The following is an 18,953-nucleotide window of genomic DNA, read 5'->3' as shown; positions in this document are numbered from 1 at the left end:
TAGCACTTCATTGATCCGGCGTGCATTGGCTCAGACATTCCCTTCGCGCGGTCGCCGCGATAGTGAAGGCAATAGCTGAACCCCCGCACCGGAGATTCCGGTAAAGTCCGCGCCGAAATGCAGACCTATTCATTTATATAGACGTTTAAGGCTGATTTGCGAGCCTCATCCCTTGGCGGACGGGTTTTGTGACGTCATGCTAACGTCCTAAAAAAAATGTTACCGGCATTGAGGAGAACCAAGGGAACAGATGGCTGATTTCGATCTCGCCATCATCGGCGGCGGCATCAACGGCGCAGGGCTGGCCCGCGATGCAGCCGGCCGGGGCCTGCGGGTGCTGCTGGTCGAGCAGGCAGACCTTGCGTCCGGCACCTCCTCGGCCTCGACCAAGCTGATCCATGGCGGCTTGCGCTATCTGGAGCACGGCGCCTTTCTCCTTGTCCGCGAGGCGCTGAAGGAGCGTGAGGTGCTCCTGCGCAACGCGCCCCATATCATCCGGCCGATGCGCTTTCTCCTGCCGCCCCAGTCGGAGATGCGCTCGCCGCTGTGGCTGCGGCTCGGGTTGTTCATCTACGATCATCTCGGCGGCCGAAAAATTCTCCCTGCAACGCAGGTCGTCGATCTGACCCACAATGTTTTGGGCGAGCCGCTCAAGCGCGCCTACGATTTTGGCTTTCTCTATTCGGATTGCTGGGTCGATGACGCACGGCTCGTGGTGCTGAATGCCCTCGACGCCGCCGAGCGCGGAGCCACCATCCGCACGCGCACGAAATGCGTGCGTGCCGAGCGCAGCGATATCTGGCGGCTGGTGCTGAATACGCGCGGCGCCAGTGAGAGCATCACTGCGCGGGCATTGGTGAATGCCGCTGGCCCTTGGGTCGGCCTAGTGGCCGAAACCGTGGTTCGTGTCGAGGGACCGCCACGCGTGCGGCTCGTCAAGGGCAGCCACATCGTCGTGCAGCGGCTGTTCGATCACCACACCGCTTACATTTTCCAGAATCCGGATCGTCGCGTCGTGTTTGCGCTGCCTTATGAGCGGGACTTCACGCTGATTGGCACGACCGATGAGAATTTCAAGGGCGATCCTGCCGCCGCCGCGCCTTCGGCGGGTGAGATCGCATATCTCTGCGAAACCGCCTCGCGCTATTTCCGCAATCCCGTGACGCCGGCGGATATCGTCCATGCCTTTGCCGGTGTGCGTTCGCTCTACGACGACGGATCGAAGAAACCAGAAGATGTCACGCGTGATTATCATCTCGATTTCGACAAGAGCTACGGCAATGCACCGCTCTTGACGATTTATGGCGGCAAGATCACGACCTATCGCAAGCTGGCGGAAGCGGCGATGAAAAAGCTTGCCCATGTGTTCGAGCCGACGCGGCCGTGGACGGCCACTGCCCCGCTGCCAGGCGGCATGTTTCCCTATAACGGCATCGATGCGCAGGTGGCGCAATTGCGCCGCCGTTGGCCTTTTGTCGATGAAGATCATGCGCTGCGGCTGGTGCGCGCCTACGGTACGCGCGCGAGCGATGGTCTTGGCGAGGCGAAGAGATATGAGGATCTGGGGCAGCGCTTTGGCACCGATCTCACCGAGGCGGAGGTGCGCTATCTGATGATGCGGGAATGGGCGATGGACGCCGATGATGTGTTGTGGCGGCGAAGCAAGCTTGGCCTGCGGTTCAGCGATAGCGAACGCGCCGCTCTGCAACGCTATATGACGCAGCATGCCGCACTGAAGGCTGCGGAGTAGCAGATGGCATCGGCTATTCTCGCCATCGATCAGGGCACGACATCGACCCGCGCCATCGTGTTCGATGTGTCGCTTAATCCGCTCGCCACCGTGCAGCAGGAATTCCCGCAGATCTATCCGGCGTCGGGATGGGTCGAGCACGATCCGGAAGATATCTGGACGAGCGTCGTGGCGACATCGCAGGCCGTGCTGAAACAGGCTGGCCTTGTGGCGAAAGACATCGCCGCCATCGGCATCACCAACCAGCGCGAGACCGTGCTGATCTGGGACCGCGCCACAGGCAGGCCGATCCACAATGCCATCGTCTGGCAGGACCGGCGCACCGACGATGTCTGCACGGTGCTACGCGACGCTGGTCATGAAGCGACGATTTCGGCGCGCACGGGCCTCCTTCTCGATCCGTATTTCTCTGCCACCAAGATCGCCTGGCTGCTGGATCGTGTCGATGGTGCGCGCGCTGCGGCGCAGGCAGGGCGGCTCGCTTTCGGCACGGTCGATACGTTCCTGATCTGGCGGCTCACGGGCGGCCGCGTTCACGCCACTGACGCGACCAATGCGGCGCGCACGCTCTTGTTCGACATCCGCAAAGGGCAGTGGGACGCGGAACTCGCCGAGCTGTTTCGTGTGCCGCTCTCGCTGTTACCCGAGGTGCGCGACTGCACCGGCGATTTCGGCACGACGGACGTGTTCGGCTGCACGATTGCCATCCGCGGTGTCGCGGGCGACCAGCAGGCGGCCACCGTTGGCCAGGGGTGTTTCAAGTCCGGCATGATGAAATCGACCTATGGCACAGGCTGCTTCGCGCTGCTCAATACCGGCGCCAAACCGGTGACGTCACGCAACCGGCTGTTGACCACGATCGCCTATCAGATCGATGGCCAACGCAGCTATGCGCTTGAAGGCGCCATCTTCGTTGCTGGCGCCGCCGTACAATGGCTGCGAGACGGCCTGAAGCTGATCGCATCGTCGGCCGACACCGACGCGCTGGCCGCGCGCCACGATCCGGACGAGCAGCTTTATCTTGTGCCGGCCTTTGTCGGCCTCGGTGCGCCCTACTGGGATGCGCAGGCGCGGGGCGCGATCTTCGGCCTCACACGCAATTCGGGTGCGGCGGATGTCGCACGCGCCGTGCTCGAATCGGTCGGCTATCAGACCCGCGATCTGGTCGAGGCCATGCGCGCCGACTGGCCGAGCGCCGCGGGCACCGTGTTGCGCGTCGATGGCGGCATGTCCGCGAGCGATGCCGCCATGCAGTTCATCGCCGACATCATGGATGCGCCGGTGGACCGGCCCAAGGTGATGGAGACGACCGCGCTCGGCGCTGCCTATCTCGCCGGCTTCGCGGCGGGGCTCTGCCCGGATCTCGATGGCTTCGCCGCCACCTGGCAATGCGAGCGCCGCTTTGAGCCACAGATGGATGCAGCGACGCGCGAACGCAAATGGCTCGGCTGGCGCGATGCGGTGAGCCGTACGCTGACGCGCGACTGAGGCTTGAGCCTGCTGCACCATATCGTTAGCGTGCACCGCGGGCGGAATCTCCATCACGTCAGGAACGCGGAACCATCATGCCGGATGACCCGGCCGGCAAATCTGGCCGGTCACCTTCTTCTCCCGTGGTGCGGTTCGACGCGGTGACCAGGCGCTTCGGCGCCTTCACCGCAGTCGATCATGTCTCACTCGATATAGGGCGTGGCGAATTCTTTGCGCTGCTGGGGCCGTCCGGTTGCGGCAAGACCACATTACTGCGGATGCTGGCCGGCTTCGAACAGCCGGACGAGGGTCACATCCTGCTGGATGGCGTCGATGTCGTCGGCATGCCGCCCTATGAGCGTCCCGTTAACATGATGTTCCAGAGCTATGCGCTGTTCCCGCATCTCACCGTCGCCGGGAATGTCGCCTTCGGCCTGCGCCAGGAGGGATGGAACAGGAGCGACATCGACGCCCGTGTGAAGGAGATGTTGGCGCTGGTGAAGCTGTCGGACTTCGCACATCGCAAGCCGCATCAGTTGTCCGGCGGTCAGCGGCAGCGTGTCGCGCTCGCCCGCGCGCTGGCGAAATCGCCGAAGGTCTTTCTGCTCGATGAGCCGCTTGCCGCGCTCGACAAGAAGCTGCGCGACGAGACGCAATTCGAGCTGATGGCCTTGCAGCAGCGGCTCGGTCTGTCCTTCATCATCGTCACGCATGACCAGGAAGAGGCGATGACCATGGCCGACCGCATCGGCGTGATGCATGCGGGCAAACTCGTTCAGGTCGGCACGCCCGCCGAAATATACGAAGAGCCGCGGACCCGTTGGGTCGCCGAATTCATCGGCGACATCAATCTGTTCGACGGCAAGGTGGCCGATTACGGTGGCGGACTGGCAACGGTCGATACTGCGTCGGGATCGTTTGACGTCGTGAGCAAGGACTACGTGCAGGCGGGCGACAATGTTTGCGTCGCCGTCAGACCGGAGAAGGTCGCGATCCATCGCGCCGAGCCGTCCGAGAAGGAGAATGTGCTGCACGGGCAGATCGCCGATATCGGCTATCTCGGCGATCTCTCGGTCTACAAGATGCGCCTCGACAACGGCATGCTGATCAAGGCGTCGGTCGCCAATACCGACCGCCATGCCGCAACGATGCTGCATCGGGGTGATGCCGCCTGGCTGTCGTTTGCGCCGGATGCCGGCGTGCTGATCCGGAGCTGAGGCGATGGCCGGTTCTTCTCATAAGTCAGAGCATGATGTTACCAGAAAACCGCTTCACACTTTTCGGCATCATGCTCCCGCGCGCTTCGATCGCTGGTATCGCCGCATCGTGATCGGCATTCCGTATCTTTGGATGATCGTCTTCCTGGCGCTTCCGTTTGTGATCGTATTGCGCATCAGCCTGTCGCAGACCGAACTCGCGCAGCCGCCCTACAGCCCGGTCTTCGATCCGTCCGCCGGCTGGCAGGGCATAAAAGATTTCGTAGCAGCACTGTCGTTCGACAATTTCACAACATTGTTCGGCGACTGGCTGTATGTTTCTTCGTATGTGAAAAGCGTCTCGGTCGCTGCCATCTCGACGCTCATCCTGCTTATGCTCGGCATTCCGATCGCTTACGGCATGGCGCGCAGCCCCCGGTGGCTGCAGCCGATGCTGGTGATGGCGGTGATCCTGCCGTTCTGGACCGCGTTCCTGATCCGTATCTATGCCTGGATCAATATCCTGCAGCGGGAAGGCCTGCTAAACGACCTGCTGCTGGCGCTCGGCGTCATCTCCGAGCCGCTGACATGGCTTGCCACCGAGACCGCGATCTTCATCGGTATCGTCTATTCCTATCTGCCGTTCATGGTGCTGCCGCTTTATGCGAGTTTCGAGAAGCTGGACGATACTTTGCTCGAAGCGGCGGCCGATCTTGGTTGCCCGCGCTGGAAAGCCTTCTGGCTTGTCACCTTGCCGCTCGCCGTGCCAGGCATCGTCGCCGGCTCGCTGCTCTGCTTCATTCCGGTGGTCGGCGAATTCGTCATTCCCGATCTGCTCGGTGGATCGGATTCGCTGTTCATCGGCCAGACGTTGTGGACGGAATTCTTCTCCAACAAGGATTGGCCGGTGGCCTCCGCGCTCGCCACCATCCTGCTCGCGATCCTGCTGGTGCCGATCATGATCTATCAGCACATGCAGTCACGCTCGCTGGAGCGGAGGTGAGGATGCACCGCGCGTCGCCCTTCAACATCGTCTCGGTCGCGCTCGGCCTTGCCTTCCTCTATCTGCCGATCGCGATTCTGATTGTCTACTCGTTTAACGACTCGAAGCTCGTCGCAGTTTGGGGCGGCTGGTCGCTGCGCTGGTATCGCGCGCTCTTGGATGACTCGGCGATCCTGCAGGCCGCATGGGTGAGTCTGCGCATCGCATTCCTCTCGGCAACGCTCGCGACCATTCTCGGTACGCTCGCCGCACTCGCGCTGGTACGCATGGGCCGCTTTCGCGGCCGGCTGCCATTTTCGGCGATGTCTTACGCGCCGTTGGTGATGCCGGAAGTCATCATCGGTCTTGCGCTGCTACTGCTGTTCGTCGCCGCCGATATCGAGCGCGGCTTCTGGACGACGATGCTGGCGCATACGACGCTGACCATGTGCTTCGTCACCATCATTGTTCAATCGCGGCTTCTGTCCTTCGACTGGAGCCTTGAGGAAGCGGCGATGGACCTCGGCTGCCCGCCGTTGCGCGCTTTTTTCACCGTCACCTTGCCGCTGATCCTGCCGGCGGTGCTGGCTGGTTTCATGCTCGCCTTCACGCTGTCGCTCGACGATCTCGTGATTGCGAGCTTCACCACCGGTCCCGGCGCTACGACGTTGCCGATCCGCATCTATTCGGAAGTGCGTCTCGGTGTGAAACCGGAGATCAACGCGATCTGCACGTTGATGATCGCGCTTGTCGCGGTGCTGGTGGTGACCGCCTCGCTCATCACCAAGCGCTACGCCGCCGCGGACAAGGGCGAAATGCGCGGCGCGCCGCTGTGACTGTTACAATAATCCGTGGGGCAAACCCGAAATGGAAGCCCGCAAGTCCCGAGCGGAACATCCGAACCTTCCTTTGAAGATGCGGCTGAAATGCGCGGCGTCGTTGAAGCCCCAGGCGAAGGCGATATCGCTGATCGTCCTGTTGACCAGCGTCGGATCGCAGATATCGCGCTTGGCGCCATCCAATCGTTGATTCCAGATCCACGCATTCAGCGAATTCGGCTCGCCCACAAAGGCGCGATGGATCGTGCTCGGCGACAGCCGCAAATGCGCGGCGATCTGGTTCACTGACAATTCCGGATCGCGTAAATGCTGCAACGCATAGGCCTTGATCTGGCTGCGATGAAAGGCGATCTGATGCGAGACAACCGGGTCCGACGCTCCCGGCAATGAACGCAAGCCCGCCACCAGAATATTCTCGACGCTTTCGGCAATGGCCGCCACCGAGCCGGCTTCCAGCGTGTCGATATCGGCGGCGAGCGTATTGATCATGCCGATCATCAGATGGCCGGCGCCACGATCTCCGCACACTCTCCGCGCCGTCAGTGTCTCGGTGTTGCGCAGCCGCGTGCGCAGCGCGGCTCCCGGCAGTTGCAGCACATGCTGCTGGAAGGGTTCATCGAAGATGAGTTCGTAAGGCCGCGTCGAGTCATAGAGGGCGAAGTCACCCGGCGATAATTCCGCAACGCGTCCGTCCTGAATGATCCGGCCGTGTCCGGCGGTTTGAATGCTGACGAGGAAATAATCTTCGGTCGCGCGCGCGATCTTGGCGGGCGTTCGTCGCACCCATTGCGGCGATGACGTGACGCGCGACAGGCAGAGCGTTGCCAGCCGATTGGCGTCGATGGTGCCGTGAAAAATCCCGTCGCGTTGCGGCGTGTCGCAATCGAGCTGCACATAGGTATCGCAGACCGCTTCCACCCAATAGGAGAGGCGATCGCGTGCTTCCACCACGTCCGTGGACCACAGCCTGTGCATGGTCTTTAGCGTAGCAACCGGCGCGGTCCTGTCTATGCGAAAAAGCAGGCAAAAGGCAGCCGATGCGATCCTCAGTCAAATTTCGCGCGTGTCCTGAGCAAGCGGGACATCCAGCCGCGACCTAAGATTTGCGGGCACTGGGAGGAGATGCGCCATGTCCGTCGATCATCCGAAGTTCAAGGCCGCTGCGGTTCAGGCCTCGCCCGTTTTCCTCGATCTCGAGGCCACGGTCGACAAATCGGTCGCGCTGATTGAGGAGGCCGCCTCGAACGGCGCGTCGCTGATCGCCTTTCCGGAAACATTCATTCCCGGCTATCCGTGGTTCGTCTGGCTGGATTCGCCCGCATGGGGCATGCAATTCGTCCAGCGCTATCACGATAATTCGCTGGTCTATGGCTCGCTGCAGGCCGATCGCCTCGCCAAGGCGGCAAAAGACAATAACATCATGGTTGTCATGGGCCACAGCGAGAAGCAGGGCGGTAGCCTCTACATGGGTCAGTGGATCATCGGGCCCGATGGCGGCACCATTGCGATGCGAAGGAAGCTGAAGCCGACGCATGTCGAGCGCACCGTGTTCGGCGAAGGCGATGGCTCGGATCTTTCGGTGTTCGATACGCCGCTCGGCCGCGTCGGCGCGCTGTGCTGCTGGGAGCATCTGCAGCCGCTCTCGAAATACGCGATGTATGCGCAGAACGAGCAGGTGCATATCGCAGCCTGGCCCAGCTTCTCGCTGTATCGCGGCGGCGCCTATGCGCTTGGACCGGAGGTGAACAACGCGGCAAGTCGCATCTACGCCGTCGAAGGCGGGTGCTTCGTCATCGCGCCGTGTGCGACGGTGTCGAAAGAGATGGTCGACATGCTCTGCACCGACGACGTGAAGAAGCAGTTGCTGCTCGCAGGCGGCGGCTTCGCGACAATCTATGCGCCCGACGGGCAGTTGATGCATGCGCCTTTGCCGGAGAATGAGGAAGGGCTCGTCTATGCCGATCTCGATCTTGGCATGATCTCCCTCGCGAAGGCCGCAGCCGATCCCGCCGGTCATTATGCACGGCCGGATGTGACGCGCCTGCTGCTCGACAAGACACCAGGTGATCGAGTCGTTCCAAAGAGCCGCGGCGAGGCGGACCTTGCGCGCCGCGGCGAGGAGGCGCCGGCCGTCGCGGCTGCGCGTGCCGAGATCCTTGCGCTTGTGAAGGAGGACGGTGAGGAGGCCGCGTGATGGAATCGGCGATACCCGATCACCTCAAAACAGCGCGCACGCGACATCCGCGCGTCGGCGATGATTATGTGCCACCATATCCGGCCTTCGTCGCCCGCCACAAGCCGAGCGTCGCACGCGTCGTGATGGCGTATTTCGGGCTGCAGTTTCTTGCAGCCGATGAGCAAGCCGCGAGCGCACCACTCGAGCAGGCTGTAACCGCTTTCAAGGCGGAAGACGGTCCCGGCCACTGGGATCGCGCGCGCTACACCGATGAAGCAGGTTACGAGACAATCATCACAATCGCCTATTGGGATGATCCGGCGCGCTTTGATTCCTGGTTCGCGTCTTATGGCGCGGCATGGGCTGGCGAGGATAAAACGAATGTGCCGTTCGGCTTCTTCACGGAAATCCTGCGCCCGTCCATCACACGCTATGAAACACTGTTCTCATCGGCCGGACGTATGGAAGGCATCGCCGTTGTCGCCGATGGCTTGAGCGACATGGTGCAGGAGCACGCCTATTGGGGCGGCATGCGCGATCGCATTCCACTGAGCCAGACGAGCGACATGGCGCCAGCCGGTTCGCCGCAGGCCACCGGTGCGAACGGCTATCTGCGCGTCGTGCCGCACGAGAATCTGTGTCTCATCCGCTCCGGCCAGGACTGGACGGATACGGACGCAAGCGAGCGTCAGCTCTATCTCGATGATGTTGAGCCTGTGCTGCGTGTGGGCATGGACTTTCTTCGCGACGAGGGGCTGTCTTGCGGCTGTTTCGCGAGTCGCTACATGCGCGTCGTCGGTGCGGATGGGAAATCAGTCGAGAAGTCTTTCGGCATGAGCTGGTGGAAGAGCCTTAGCGCACTCGAACGCTGGGCGGAATCGCATCCGACCCATGTCGCCATCTTTGGCGCGGCGATGAAGTATCTGATGGCGCTCGGACCGTCCGCGAAGCTGCGTCTTTATCACGAGGTGACGGTCGCCGCAGCGGATGAGCAATTCTTCGAATATCGCAATTGCCATCCGAAGACGGGCATGCTGCGCGCGGTGTAACTCTCGGTTCGGATTATTCGACCTTGGCGGCCGGGGCGGTGGTGACCGCCGGCAGCGGCAGAGTAGGGGCGGTCGGTTCGATCGTGGTTGCGCCGGGCGTTGTCTGGGCTCCGGCTTCCTTGGTCGCGAGCGGCGCTGTGGCGGCAGTCGGGGCGACCGGTTCGGAGGTCAATGCCGGTAATGTCGGGATGGCGGCCGGGGCCGTCTCATTGCGCTCTTCACGATTATGACGGCGCAGCGCCTCCAGCAGCGGCGCTGCCGCACCCGAGCGCTGGATCAGGATTTGCGCATCGGGCAGCATCACCGGGTCGTCCCAGCGGCCCTGCACCACAAACGGAAGCTCAAAGGCTTTGCGGTCGGCACTGGCCGAAACCAGCGTCGCGACACCTTTCAGGTCGAGATCGCGTGCCGGGATCGACGCTTCGCCTTCCAGCGCGAGCTGCACCGTCTGCCCGCGCAAGTCGACGGCCTCGACGGTCGCATTACCCTTGGCAATCTTGACCTGCACGCTGAGAGTTTCGAATGGCGTTCGCCCGCTGCGGAATTCACTGCCACCCGACAGCGGACGCCGCTCCAGCCGCCGTAGCAATTGCTCGACATTCAGTCCGGTGAGGGCGCCCTTGTTGGCGGTCAGTGTCGCCTCACCTTCCAGCGTGCGGGTCAGCGCATAAACGCTCTGCCCGGTGCCTTCGAGGGCGAAGGTCAGGCTGCCTTTGGCGTCGATCCGCTTGATGCCGAACAGTTCGCCGATGCAGCGCTCGAGATTGACGTTGTCGAAAACGATTTGCGAGGCGAAGGCCGCGCCCTGTTCGGCTTTGGCGAGATTGATGTTGCCGCGGATCACGCCGCCAAACCCGCGGGCCTCGCCGACGGTAATGCCGAGCTTGCCGGCGCGCAGATTGGTCGCGATGGCGGTGCGGCCGAGCTGCGCCGTACCGATCATGATCTTGGCGGCGGACAACCGCAGATCGAGATCAGCGGTGGTCAGGCCGTCGAGGTCGATCGGCGTGCGGCTCCATTCGCGATCCGGCGCGGCGAGCAGGCGGACGGTCGAGAGATAGGATGTCAGGTCCAGCGCATCGGCGGCCAGCGTGCCCTGGAGGGTCTGGCGGCCGTCGACCACGAAGGTCAGGACGCCTTCGGCCGTGTTGCCGTCGAGTTCGAGATTGACCTGTGACAGCGCGATCGTGCCGCCGAGCACGTTGGTCTGGGCCTTCAGCGAGAAGCGTTCGAAGCCGCCGCCGGGCAGCGGCTTCTTGCCCATCCAGGCGATCGCCTGACGCAGCGACAGCGAATCGATCGAGGTCGCCCCCTCGATCTTGAGGGTCGGGCGGGTGGCGATGGCGCCGTCGAAAGCCAGTTTGAGCGGTTCGCCGGCCACCCGCACTTTCAGCGCCGAGCGGTCGCCCTGCAAGGCAGCGGCGAAATTGCCGAGGGTGACGCCGATATCCAGCATCTCGCCGCGATAGCGGGCGGTACCGGTGACCGCGAAGCTGCGCGAAATCGCCGGCCAGGCAAGCGACAGGTCGGCGCCCGACACATATTCATAGACCTGCCGGTAATCGTCGCGCACCACGATGGTACCGCTGTTGATGCGGATTTCAGAAAATGACGGCACATCGTCGGTCAGCCGCTGTTTGGTGTCGAAGGCGCGTGTCAGCGAGGTCAGCAGCGGCGACCAGTTCGAGCGGCCTTTCGAATCGACCGTCACCACGATTCGCGGGTCGGCGAGAGTGATGTCGGCGATCTCGACCTGACCGAACAGGAGCGGCAGGAAGCTCAGGCGGGCCACCAGCCGTGAGGCATGCAGCGGCGGTTCGCCGGCACTGTCGCCCAGCGCGACGTCCCAAAGCTCGACCTTCCCATAGGGAAAAAGCGACACAGAGACGCCGCCGCGCAGGTCCGGATCGAGTCCAGTGACGCTGCGAATCTCCGATTTCACGGCATCGCGCACCTGATCCTGCGGGATCAGGAACGAGACCACCGCGAGTGCGCCGAATACGCCCAGGATCAGGACGAAAACGGCAAGACCCAGGCGCTTGAAGCCAGTGACCGCTGACAAGAGTTTTATTCCGAATGCAAGGCAGCACGGACTATACCGGCCGCCAATCCCACCCGCCAACCTTGTACACTGGTCTGTGACCCTTTCGTGGCCTGCAAGTCCCCTCACAAGCAAGTGTCTTTTGATGTGTCTTTTGTGGTTTATGGCGGCGCGGGTAAATTGAGAAAGGCGTCGAAGGGGGACATGTGAATGACTGACAAACCGCTGTGGATACCGAGCCCCGAACGCGTGGCCGCCACCCAGGTCATGGATTTCATGCGGCAGGTCAACGACCGCCATGGCCTCTCCCTGACGAGTTACAAGGACTTACATGCTTGGTCGGTCGCCCATCCGGGCCTGTTCTGGGATCAGGTGTGGGATTATTGCGGCGTCATTGGTGATAAAGGTGGGCGGCGGCTGATCGACGGCGACAGGATGCCGGGCGCGCAGTTTTTCCCCGACGCGTCGATCAATTTTGCCGAGAATCTTCTGCGCAAGACCGGCTCCGGCGACGCGATGGTATTCCGCGGTGAGGACAAGGTCTCGTACCGCCTGACCTGGGACGACGTTCATGCGCTGGTGTCGCGCGCGCAGCAGGCGTTGAAGGCCGCCGGCGTCGGCAAGGGCGACCGCGTCGCTGCCATGCTGCCGAATCTGCCCGAATCGGTGGCGCTGATGCTGGCAGTGACGTCGATTGGCGCGATCTGGTCGTCCTGTTCGCCGGATTTCGGCGAGCGCGGCGTGCTTGATCGCTTCGGCCAGATCGAGCCGAAGGTGTTCTTGGCCGTCGATGGTTATTGGTACAATGGCAAGGCGATCGATCTCACCGACCGGCTGACCCACATTGCGGGCCAGCTTCCGACCGCACAAAAAGTCATCATCGTCCCGTATCTCAAGATAGCCGATAAAGTTGCCGCCGCCGTGCCGCGCGCGGTGACGCTTGAGGCGTTCCTTGCGCCCTTCACGGCCAAGCCCGTCATCTACGAGCGCGTGCCATTCAACCACCCGGTCTACATTCTCTATTCGTCCGGCACGACCGGCGTGCCGAAATGCATCGTGCATGGCGGTGGCGGCACATTATTGCAGCATCTCAAAGAGCATCGTCTGCAGAGCGACGTGCGCGAGGGCGACCGCGTGTTCTATTTCACCACGCTCGGCTGGATGATGTGGAATTGGCTGGTCTCCGGCATCGGCGCCGGTGCGACGCTCATTCTGTGGGACGGCTCGCCCTTCGCGCCCAAGCCCGATGTGCTGTTCGAATATGCGCAGGACGAGAAGATCACGCTGTTCGGCACGAGCGCGAAATATATCGATGCGCTGAAGAAAGCGGACGTGCATCCGGCTAAGACGCACGATCTGTCGTCGGTCCGCGTGATGACATCGACCGGCTCACCGCTTGCCGCCGAAAGCTTCGATTACGTCTATTCCGACATCAAGAGCGACCTGCATCTCGCCTCGATTTCCGGCGGCACCGACATCGTGTCGTGCTTCGTGCTCGGCGATCCGACTGCGCCGGTGTATCGCGGCGAGATCCAGGCGGCTGGGCTCGGCATGGCGGTGGATGTGTGGTCCGACGACGGCCAGCATATCGAACAGGAGAAGGGCGAACTTGTTTGCACGCGCCCCTTCACCTCGATGCCGGTCATGTTCTGGAACGATCCGGATGGAAAGAAATATCGCGCCGCCTATTTCGAGCGTTTTCCGAACGTGTGGTGCCATGGCGACTTTGCCGAATGGACGAAACATGGCGGTCTGATCATCCATGGCCGCTCCGACGCAACGCTCAATCCCGGCGGCGTGCGCATCGGCACGGCGGAAATCTACGCCCAGGTCGAGCAGATCCCGGAAGTGCTGGAGGCGATCGCTATCGGCCAGGATTTCGACAATGATGTGCGCGTCGTACTGTTCGTGCGCTGCAAGGAGGGCGTCACGCTCGACGACAACTTGCGCGACACCATCAAGAAGAAGATCCGTACCGGCGCCTCGCCGCGCCATGTGCCGGCCAAGATCATCCAGATCGCCGACATTCCGCGCACCAAATCCGGCAAGATTACCGAACTCGCCGTGCGCGATGTGGTGCATGGCCGTGCGGTGAAGAACACCGAGGCATTGGCCAATCCGGAAGCGTTGAAGCTGTATGAGGGACTGGCGGAATTGCGGACGTAATTGACGTCTCCAACGCGATAACACAGATGGGTGTCGTTCCGGCGCTTTGCCTTGGCCTGGATCAGGCCACGCCTGACGAGACGACATTGTGCCGGCTCCGCAATGCGTTGAAGGTTGCGGGATTGGACGATGCGTTGTTTGTCGAGGTGACACGCCAACTCGATGAGGCTTTCACAAGAGAGCTCGAAAAACTGGAAGGGTGAGCTGATCCCATAGTGATTTTTTTGCTGATTTCGTGAGCCTATGAAATGGAATATTGAGGACCGAACTTGTGCCTGTCTTGTGATGCGAGGTGACCTCATGACGCCGCCAGCCAGACCTTACTCCGTCCCCGACAAGATCGAGCCTAATTTGATTCGCGTTCTAGCTTACTGGGAGAGCCTGAAGCGAAGCAGAAACGATATGCCGTTTTGGGATGATGTTAATTTATCGATGCTGCCGGACCTTTCGGACAAATTGATGCTGATTGACGTCTTCGAAGAGCCCCTGCGCCTCAGATTCAACATTGTCGGGCGGGAGTTGACGGACCGGTACGGCGGAGACGTTCACAGCCAGTTTGCCGATAAGATCGAGATACGCACTCCATTTCAGTATCTTCTGTCGCAAGGCAGCGCAGCCATTGAAGGGCGCGCGCCGACGTATTACCAGCATGTTTCAGAGAAAACAGCGGCTCCCCACGAGTCAGGAACATATTCTCGCATTCTCCTGCCTATGTGGGGGGACGGCCATATCGGAATGCTGCTCGGGGCAGCGGTCTGACGATGATAGCGTGGTTTCAAGGAGGTAGCCTCGTTCGCCTTGAATCGCTGATCCAGGCTTAATCTTGTATTCTTGCATACTGGCCAAGGGTTCGACGGTGATGTGACGACATCATACGTCACCATTGTCGCCGCAAGGAAAGTAGCAACGGGCTGTCTATGGCGGACATCATTACGCTTACGATCAATCCCGCAATCGATACTTCGACCGCCGTCGGACGCGTGACGCCTGACCACAAGCTGAGATGCGGACCGACTCGACGCGACCCGGGTGGTGGTGGCATCAACGTGGCGCGCGTTGCCCGCCGGTTTGGTGCCGATGTTGTGGCGCTGTATCCAACGGGTGGCGTGCTCGGTCAATTGCTGCGACGCCTCACAGATCGAGAGGACATTCGCAGTCTGAGCATCCCCATAGCGGAAGAGACACGGGAAGACTTCACGGTTTCCGAAACGGAAACCGGACAGCAATATCGTTTCGTGTTGCCGGGGCCGCGACTGAGTGAAGCGGAATGGCGTGCCTGTCTCGATGCTTTTGTGTCGTTTGAAGGGCAACCGCACTTCGTGGTGGCCAGTGGCAGCTTACCTCCCGGAGTGCCGGAGGATTTCTATGGCAGGATCGCGAAGGCTGCGAACGAGGCGGGCACGAAGATGGTTGTCGATAGTTCCGGAGCTGCCCTCAAGGCCGTAGTGAAAGCAGGCGTGTATTTACTCAAGCCAAGTCTCCGCGAGTTGAGGGAACTGGCCGACAGGGCGCTTAGTGGCGAACGTGATTGGGTTGCGGCATGCCGCAAACTTGTCACGGATGGATGCGCCGAGGTCGTTGCATTGACGCTCGGAGATAAAGGCGCTCTGCTGGTCACGCGCGATCAGGCCTTGTATGCACCTGCCATCCCCATCAAGCCTGTCAGTACGGTTGGAGCAGGAGATAGCTTTCTGGGTGCCATGATCTGGAGCCTCTGCTCAGGCCATGGCCTGCAGAACGCGTTCCGGTACGGCGTGGCCGCCGGGTCCGCCGCCTTGCTTACGCCGGGAACAGATCTCTGCCGACGGGAGGACGTGGAGCGGCTGCTTGGTGACGTCAACATACGGACGATCTGAAACTCACAAGCTGGCCGTTTTCATTCTGGGTGGCGCGGCATTAGGGACGTTTGAGCAGTTTTGCTGCGCCAAGAAGAGCCGGTAGCGGACGGGTTATGACATAAGTCGGGATCGCAGCGAGGTAGCTGGTGAATCGTCCTTTAGCCTCGAACCGTGTACGGAATGCCGATTTCGCGAAAGCAGCGCCCAACCTCGGAACGATTCCGCCGGCAATGTAGATGCCGCCGCGAGCGCCAAATGTCAGCGCGAGATTGCCGGCGATGGTCCCGAGCATGGCACAGAACATGGCCATAGCTTCCCGCGCACGGGGATCTTCCACGCCGACCTGCGCGCTAGTGATCTGAGGCGCAGTAAACGGCGCTGCGGGCACCCCCGACAACTCACAGAGGGCATTGTACAGGTTGACAAGGCCGGGCCCGGACAGGATTCGCTCGGCGGAGACGTGGTCGTAGCGCCGTCGCATGAGATCGAGCACAGCGCCTTCACGCTCGTCGACAGGCGCCATGGTGACGTGTCCGCCTTCGCCTTGAATGGGCATTGAACCGTCGTCCATTGGAACCAGCGCGCTTACGCCAAGTCCTGTGCCCGGCCCGATCACGCCGATGGGGGCGTCGGCGATGGGCGCTCCGGAGCCGATCTGCGTACGATCACCTTCGCGGAGGTGGGGAATGGCGAGAGCGTTGGCGGCGAAATCGTTGATCACGCGAAGCCGCTCCAACCTAAAGCGCCTGCGAAGCCCCTCGATTGAAAACGTCCAGTTGTGGTTCGTCAGCGTGACCTGATCGCCCGTTATCGGCGAGGCGACCGCGAGTACGGCCAGCATCGGTCGTCTGGCTGGTAATTCCTCCGTCAGGTATGTCTCGATCGCGTCGGCGATGGATGGATAGTCATCCAAGGCGTAGACTCTTGGGGCTGTGATGCTCCCGTCCGGCGCAACAAGAGCGAATCGCGCGTTTGTGGCGCCGACATCCCCGACGAGACCAAGCTTCGGCCCGTTCATCGATTTGTCTTTCGCTCGAAAACGCCGCGGAACCTGGCTCCGTCTCTGCGATATAAGTCGATCAGAGGAAGGTAAATTTCAGTCATTGACCGATCACAACGTTGCGCGGATTACCGGACAAAAATGTCTCGATATTTGTAACGGTCGTATGGATGATGCGCTGAACGGCCTCACGTGTGTTGAAGGCGCTGTGTGGCGTTACGATTACTCGTAGATATGCATCTTCAGATCTGTAAGATTGATGTCTCCTCCCTGCAGCGCGTTGTGCATCTTCTTGGTGATACTGAAGAAGTCGGGGCGCGCCTGAATGACCCGCCATCCGGTCCGAATGCCCGCAGCATTCGTCAACAGCGTCAAGGAGGAGAGAAGTTCAGCGACGCCGCCGCGGTAATATGTCGAGTTGATATGGACTAATATGTCGAGTTGATATGGACAATGTGAAGATCGCCAGGACGCTTGGCCTTCTTGATGATTCGGTCTACCGCTTCATCGCTAATAAAACATCCATAGTCCTCGACAGCGGTGAGGCTGAATGTCGAGGGAGCGGTAGTAAGTTCTACCGACATAGGCTCTCCTCACAGCTTATCGCATCAACGCGAAATGCTGCTCGCTGTCAGCGATGCCACTCGCACGAAGGTGGCAACGGGCGAGCGCTTTCGTCAAGGGCGTTCCGCTTTTTCTCTCTTGCCAACTGAATTGCTGGCATTTTGGCCATGCCCTTATTGGGCTTTAGAAAGATGAATTTCCTCGGATAACCTTGGAGTCGACCAGTGCCCTAGGCACAGTGACCGATTCAATTCGAGGTCGCCTTGTTCTCAAAAATCGATCGTAAAGCCAGCTGGTGAGACCGGGAGCTATTTAGAAGACAGAAGCTGCCTGGGTATAGGACTGGCGGAGGGAGAGGAACTGCTTTCCAACATTCTCCTTACCAGCGGCACAGAAGCACGCCCGGTGACCGCGTTCGGCCTAAAAAGGACATAAGCAGGGCTGCAATCCTGTAGATGGTAAAGTTCGTTTTCTTAGAGATTAGTCCGATCCGACCTGTGCCATCAGAAGATCGTAGCGTTCAATGACGATCGATTGGCGTGCGACCGTGATGATGCCCTTCTTCTGGAACTTATCGAGTGTGATCGTCACCCATTGCCGGGTCGCCCCTACGATGGTGGCGATCTGATCATGGGTGATCTTGCGCTCGATGAAAAGGCGGTTGCCTTCGCGCCGGCCATGATTTTCGGCTAGAATCACAAGCAACTGCGCGAGCCGCTCGACGACCGAGCGCGTCCCGAGCATCTGCGCCAGCGCGGAATAGCATTTGCCCTTGGCAACGAGTCCTTCGATCAGGCATAGCGCGAAGGAAGGTTGGGTCTGGATCAGCGAGCGGATGGCGCCTGCGGGAAGGTAAAGAAGTCGGCATGTCTGCATCACGTCGGCGGACCAGATATGCTGGCCGCCGCCGAATATCTCCGGGCCGCCGACGAAGTGTCCGGCCGTCCAGTAGGCGAGGGTGATCTCGCGCCCCGAGGGGGCCGCGTAGAATGTCCGCACAACGCCGTCCTCGATCAGCCAGATGCCTTCGTGCTGGTCGCCCTGCAGGAAGACGCTGCTGCCGGCTTTGATCGTGACCTGCGTGCCCTTTCGCCGCAACGTCTCCCAGACTTCGGATGAAAGTTGCGCCAGAAAATTGGCTCCCTCATTGAGATCGCCGATCGCCTCGGCCAGGAACAGGGCCGGTTCGCTGGATACTATGGCAATGGACCTTGCTGTCATGGCGGCCGGAGGTTGCGGTCGGTTCACGGTGCTGCCTCGTGGAGATCCGGATTTTGCGAGAGGAACATCGCAAGGCCGGCGATGTCGGCATCGGAGAGCTTCTTGGCGATGCGCTGCATCATGCCGTCGGCGTCATTGATACGCCGCCCCTCGCGAAAATCAGCGAGCTGCTTGGCGATATAGAAATCGTGCTGGCCCGCGATCCGCGGCGCCGTGATCGGGCGATCCACCATTTCCGGTGAGATGGCGCTGTGACAGGACAGGCAGGCTGGAATGTCGTTAACCCCGCGGGTTGCGAGCCGGCGCATGCGGTTCATGTCGGCTTCGGCTTCTATCGTCAGGCCTGGCCACTCGGGCGTTTGACCGGCAAACCACTCGGCAATGCGCTTGAGGTCACTGTCCTCGAGTTCGGTCATCATCTTCTGCATCTGTCCGCCGTCATTCCTGCGCTTGCCGGCGCGGAAGTCGTTCAACTGCTTGACGATGTAGCCCGGCTTCTGACCGGCGAGGCGCGGGAACTTGATGCGGTTGCCGGCACCGTCGAGGCCGTGACAGCCGCCGCACACTTCCCACGGCTCGACGCCGGTCGTGTCCATCATGTCGGCCTCAGCGTCTGCCCCGCCAAGAAGGAGCACCATTGTCATCGCCATCCTCTGGAGAA

At 61.2% G+C, this 18,953-nt stretch carries 16 protein-coding genes and 1 pseudogene; 11 read left to right on the top strand and 6 right to left on the bottom strand.

The features are described from left to right. The first annotated feature begins 250 nt into the window (after positions 1 to 250). From CAK95_RS03865 to CAK95_RS03845, 5 genes are all read left to right on the top strand, one after another. The gene (locus CAK95_RS03865; protein ID WP_086086728.1) at positions 251 to 1,750 is read left to right on the top strand and encodes a glycerol-3-phosphate dehydrogenase; all 1,500 of its coding nucleotides are present in this window, start codon (positions 251 to 253) and stop codon (positions 1,748 to 1,750) included. A gap of 3 nt (positions 1,751 to 1,753) precedes the next feature. Next, positions 1,754 to 3,238: a glycerol kinase GlpK gene (glpK, locus tag CAK95_RS03860; RefSeq protein WP_086086726.1), complete on the top strand. Its 1,485-nt coding sequence runs from the start codon at positions 1,754 to 1,756 to the stop codon at positions 3,236 to 3,238. Between the two features lie 77 nt (positions 3,239 to 3,315). Further along, positions 3,316 to 4,437: an ABC transporter ATP-binding protein gene (locus CAK95_RS03855; RefSeq protein WP_086086724.1), complete on the top strand. Its 1,122-nt coding sequence runs from the start codon at positions 3,316 to 3,318 to the stop codon at positions 4,435 to 4,437. Positions 4,438 to 4,441: 4 nt separating this feature from the next. Further along, positions 4,442 to 5,419, top strand: a complete 978-nt coding sequence (locus CAK95_RS03850) for an ABC transporter permease (protein ID WP_086086722.1) — start codon at positions 4,442 to 4,444, stop codon at positions 5,417 to 5,419. A 2-nt stretch (positions 5,420 to 5,421) separates the two neighbouring features. Next, entirely contained in the window at positions 5,422 to 6,234 is an 813-nt protein-coding gene (locus tag CAK95_RS03845) for an ABC transporter permease (RefSeq protein WP_086086720.1), read from the top strand. A 3-nt stretch (positions 6,235 to 6,237) separates the two neighbouring features. On the opposite strand, the gene CAK95_RS03840 is transcribed toward CAK95_RS03845, so the two are convergent. Next, positions 6,238 to 7,212, bottom strand: a complete 975-nt coding sequence (locus CAK95_RS03840) for an AraC-like ligand-binding domain-containing protein (RefSeq protein ID WP_086086718.1) — start codon at positions 7,210 to 7,212, stop codon at positions 6,238 to 6,240. A gap of 154 nt (positions 7,213 to 7,366) precedes the next feature. On the opposite strand from CAK95_RS03840, the gene CAK95_RS03835 reads away from it, so the two are divergent. Both CAK95_RS03835 and CAK95_RS03830 read left to right on the top strand, forming a co-directional pair. Beyond that, positions 7,367 to 8,431 carry a carbon-nitrogen hydrolase family protein gene (locus CAK95_RS03835; RefSeq protein ID WP_086086717.1) on the top strand — a complete coding sequence of 355 codons (1,065 nt, stop codon included), beginning with the start codon at positions 7,367 to 7,369 and terminating at the stop codon, positions 8,429 to 8,431. Next, positions 8,431 to 9,462: a phenylacetaldoxime dehydratase family protein gene (locus tag CAK95_RS03830; RefSeq protein ID WP_086086716.1), complete on the top strand. Its 1,032-nt coding sequence runs from the start codon at positions 8,431 to 8,433 to the stop codon at positions 9,460 to 9,462. Before CAK95_RS03835 ends, CAK95_RS03830 begins: the two co-directional genes overlap by 1 nt. A gap of 13 nt (positions 9,463 to 9,475) precedes the next feature. Here CAK95_RS03830 and CAK95_RS29030 read toward each other — a convergent pair whose 3' ends face one another. After that, a complete protein-coding gene (locus CAK95_RS29030; protein ID WP_183044360.1) occupies positions 9,476 to 11,524 on the bottom strand; it encodes an AsmA family protein in 2,049 nt (682 codons plus the stop codon). A 189-nt stretch (positions 11,525 to 11,713) separates the two neighbouring features. Between CAK95_RS29030 and CAK95_RS03815 the strand changes: the two genes are divergently transcribed. The 4 genes and pseudogenes from CAK95_RS03815 (at position 11,714) to CAK95_RS03805 (ending at position 15,525) form a co-directional block, all read left to right on the top strand. After that, complete coding sequence (locus CAK95_RS03815; RefSeq protein ID WP_086086714.1) at positions 11,714 to 13,669, top strand: acetoacetate--CoA ligase; 1,956 nt, start codon at positions 11,714 to 11,716, stop codon at positions 13,667 to 13,669. A gap of 56 nt (positions 13,670 to 13,725) precedes the next feature. After that, positions 13,726 to 13,839, top strand: a pseudogene (locus CAK95_RS30420) (IS5 family transposase); the annotation flags it as partial. A 130-nt stretch (positions 13,840 to 13,969) separates the two neighbouring features. Continuing rightward, positions 13,970 to 14,428: a PAS domain-containing protein gene (locus CAK95_RS03810; protein WP_147413736.1), complete on the top strand. Its 459-nt coding sequence runs from the start codon at positions 13,970 to 13,972 to the stop codon at positions 14,426 to 14,428. A gap of 158 nt (positions 14,429 to 14,586) precedes the next feature. Then, positions 14,587 to 15,525 (top strand): 1-phosphofructokinase family hexose kinase, encoded by a 939-nt coding sequence (locus CAK95_RS03805; RefSeq protein ID WP_086086711.1) that lies wholly within the window; start codon positions 14,587 to 14,589, stop codon positions 15,523 to 15,525. Between the two features lie 40 nt (positions 15,526 to 15,565). On the opposite strand, the gene CAK95_RS03800 is transcribed toward CAK95_RS03805, so the two are convergent. The 4 genes from CAK95_RS03800 to CAK95_RS03785 all read right to left on the bottom strand — a co-directional run bounded on the left by CAK95_RS03800 (position 15,566) and on the right by CAK95_RS03785 (position 18,936). After that, on the bottom strand, positions 15,566 to 16,525 hold the full coding sequence (locus tag CAK95_RS03800; RefSeq protein WP_086086709.1) for a glucokinase: 960 nt from the start codon (positions 16,523 to 16,525) through the stop codon (positions 15,566 to 15,568). A gap of 204 nt (positions 16,526 to 16,729) precedes the next feature. Beyond that, complete coding sequence (locus tag CAK95_RS30415; RefSeq protein ID WP_425349695.1) at positions 16,730 to 16,930, bottom strand: hypothetical protein; 201 nt, start codon at positions 16,928 to 16,930, stop codon at positions 16,730 to 16,732. Positions 16,931 to 17,551: 621 nt separating this feature from the next. Continuing rightward, positions 17,552 to 18,319 (bottom strand): Crp/Fnr family transcriptional regulator, encoded by a 768-nt coding sequence (locus CAK95_RS03790; RefSeq protein ID WP_245303616.1) that lies wholly within the window; start codon positions 18,317 to 18,319, stop codon positions 17,552 to 17,554. Beyond that, a complete protein-coding gene (locus CAK95_RS03785) occupies positions 18,316 to 18,936 on the bottom strand; it encodes a c-type cytochrome (protein ID WP_157699530.1) in 621 nt (206 codons plus the stop codon). The genes CAK95_RS03790 and CAK95_RS03785 overlap by 4 nt, the downstream gene beginning before the upstream one ends. Between the last annotated feature and the right edge of the window lie 17 nt (positions 18,937 to 18,953).

Origin of the sequence: Pseudorhodoplanes sinuspersici, from assembly GCF_002119765.1 — a bacterium.
GTDB lineage: Bacteria > Pseudomonadota > Alphaproteobacteria > Rhizobiales > Xanthobacteraceae > Pseudorhodoplanes > Pseudorhodoplanes sinuspersici.
Note: the sequence above shows the minus strand (reverse complement) of the source record. Positions and strands in the feature narration are given on the sequence as shown.

Bases quoted from the DNA above. Each gene is read 5' to 3' on its own strand.
- CAK95_RS03865 (WP_086086728.1), top strand. From the start codon at position 251: ATGGCTGATTTCGATCTCGCCATCATCGGCGGCGGCATCAACGGCGCA.
- glpK (WP_086086726.1), top strand. From the start codon at position 1,754: ATGGCATCGGCTATTCTCGCCATCGATCAGGGCACGACATCGACCCGC.
- CAK95_RS03855 (WP_086086724.1), top strand. From the start codon at position 3,316: ATGCCGGATGACCCGGCCGGCAAATCTGGCCGGTCACCTTCTTCTCCC.
- CAK95_RS03850 (WP_086086722.1), top strand. From the start codon at position 4,442: ATGGCCGGTTCTTCTCATAAGTCAGAGCATGATGTTACCAGAAAACCG.
- CAK95_RS03845 (WP_086086720.1), top strand. From the start codon at position 5,422: ATGCACCGCGCGTCGCCCTTCAACATCGTCTCGGTCGCGCTCGGCCTT.
- CAK95_RS03840 (WP_086086718.1), bottom strand. From the start codon at position 7,212: ATGCACAGGCTGTGGTCCACGGACGTGGTGGAAGCACGCGATCGCCTC.
- CAK95_RS03835 (WP_086086717.1), top strand. From the start codon at position 7,367: ATGTCCGTCGATCATCCGAAGTTCAAGGCCGCTGCGGTTCAGGCCTCG.
- CAK95_RS03830 (WP_086086716.1), top strand. From the start codon at position 8,431: ATGGAATCGGCGATACCCGATCACCTCAAAACAGCGCGCACGCGACAT.
- CAK95_RS03815 (WP_086086714.1), top strand. From the start codon at position 11,714: ATGACTGACAAACCGCTGTGGATACCGAGCCCCGAACGCGTGGCCGCC.
- CAK95_RS03810 (WP_147413736.1), top strand. From the start codon at position 13,970: ATGACGCCGCCAGCCAGACCTTACTCCGTCCCCGACAAGATCGAGCCT.
- CAK95_RS03805 (WP_086086711.1), top strand. From the start codon at position 14,587: ATGGCGGACATCATTACGCTTACGATCAATCCCGCAATCGATACTTCG.
- CAK95_RS03800 (WP_086086709.1), bottom strand. From the start codon at position 16,525: ATGAACGGGCCGAAGCTTGGTCTCGTCGGGGATGTCGGCGCCACAAAC.
- CAK95_RS03785 (WP_157699530.1), bottom strand. From the start codon at position 18,936: ATGACAATGGTGCTCCTTCTTGGCGGGGCAGACGCTGAGGCCGACATG.